The sequence below is a fragment of the Pedobacter sp. genome (assembly GCF_045628745.1).
In the GTDB taxonomy this organism is placed as follows: Bacteria; Bacteroidota; Bacteroidia; order Sphingobacteriales; family Sphingobacteriaceae; genus Pedobacter.
The window spans coordinates 1-1,549 of the sequence record NZ_JAZQPU010000149.1; the positions used below are offsets into that span (position 1 = coordinate 1).

Genomic DNA, 1,549 nt, shown 5'->3' on the forward strand with positions numbered 1-1,549 from the left:
TGACCGTCAAATACAAAGGGTAATTGTCTGTATTCGTTGATGCCATTGTCTGGATAGATATACACCATTAACCCATCATTAGTGAAGGTCTCCGCATTAAGTTCTGGCAGGCTAATGGTTGTAGTTAGCCTGGTTCCGCCTTCAATGGATTGCCATTGGTTACTGTTAATTACTGTTTCTATAGTTTCATTAGGCAAGCCTGAATCTACAATTGTATCTTTTTTGCATGACGTTAAACCTATGGTGGCAATGCAAAGGAGGAGTAAAAAGCTTTGTTTCATGTGATTGTGTTTTCTAGACAATAGCAAATATATTGCCATAATAAGAAGAACACTTAAACCAGGTATTCAAACAAAGTCTGATCGTTGTTTAATTCAATAAACTCAAATTTAAACTCTTTCATTCGTTTGATCAAAGCCTCATAATCTTCTGCTGCGGCCAGCTCAATGCCTACCAGGGCAGGTCCATTTTCGCGGTTCGTTTTTTTAATAAATTCAAAACGAGTAATGTCATCATGAGGGCCTAATACATTGTTAACAAAGCGTTTCAAGGCTCCAGGTCTTTGAGGAAAACGAACAATAAAGTAATGTTTCAAGCCTTCAAATAGCAGTGATTTCTCTTTGATTTCCTGCATACGCTCAATGTCGTTATTGCCGCCACTGATAATGCAAACCACTGTTTTATTTTCAATGAGGTGTTTAACCTGGTCTAGAGAAGCCACAGATAAAGCACCTGCAGGCTCTACCACAATAGCATCCTCGTTATAGAGTTTCAGAATAGTGGTACAGATCTTTCCTTCGGGAATCAGGAGCATTTCATCTAAAAGAATATTGCAGTGGCGGTAATTTAAGTCGCCCACTCTTTTCACTGAAGCACCGTCAACAAATTTATCTACGGTATCTAAAGTAATCGGTCCACCGTTATCAATGGCATGTTTCATGGACGGTGCACCTAAAGGTTCTACACCAACTAAGGTTATTTCTGGTTTTACAGACCTTAGGTAACTACCTACACCAGAGGCTAAACCACCACCGCCAATAGGCATAATTACCATATCTATATTGGGCAAGTCTTCAAAAATCTCTACCCCAACAGTACCCTGGCCTTCAATAACCTTTGCATTGTCGAAAGGAGGTACGAATGTCATCTGGTGCGTTTCAGTATAAATCAAAGCTTCCTTCATGCAATCGTCAAAAGTATCACCTATCAATACAATCTTGATATTGTCGCCTCCAAACATCTCTGTTTGCTTGATCTTTTGTTTGGGTGTAATTTCCGGCATGAAAATTACACCTTTGATATTGAGTTTCTTGCAGGAGTAAGCAAAACCCTGGGCATGGTTGCCTGCACTGGCGCAAACTACACCACTTGCTCTTTGTTCTTCCTGCAAGGTGCAGATCATGTTATAAGCACCCCTTAATTTATATGACCTTACAATTTGTAAGTCTTCCCGCTTGAGGTAAATATTTGCGTTATACTTCTTTGAAAGCCCCGCATTATATTCTAAAGGAGTTCTTTTTACGGTATCACTGATTCGCTGCGCTGCGGC

General features: G+C 40.0%; 2 protein-coding genes. Both read right to left on the reverse strand.

Annotated elements, in window-relative coordinates; all coding sequences use genetic code 11:
- Positions 1 to 281: hypothetical protein (locus ACR2F7_RS06125; RefSeq protein WP_432712699.1), on the reverse strand; the 281-nt coding region annotated here is incomplete at its 3' end.
- Positions 282 to 334: 53 nt separating this feature from the next.
- Positions 335 to 1,549: threonine ammonia-lyase IlvA (ilvA, locus tag ACR2F7_RS06130; protein WP_432712700.1), on the reverse strand; the 1,215-nt coding region annotated here is incomplete at its 5' end.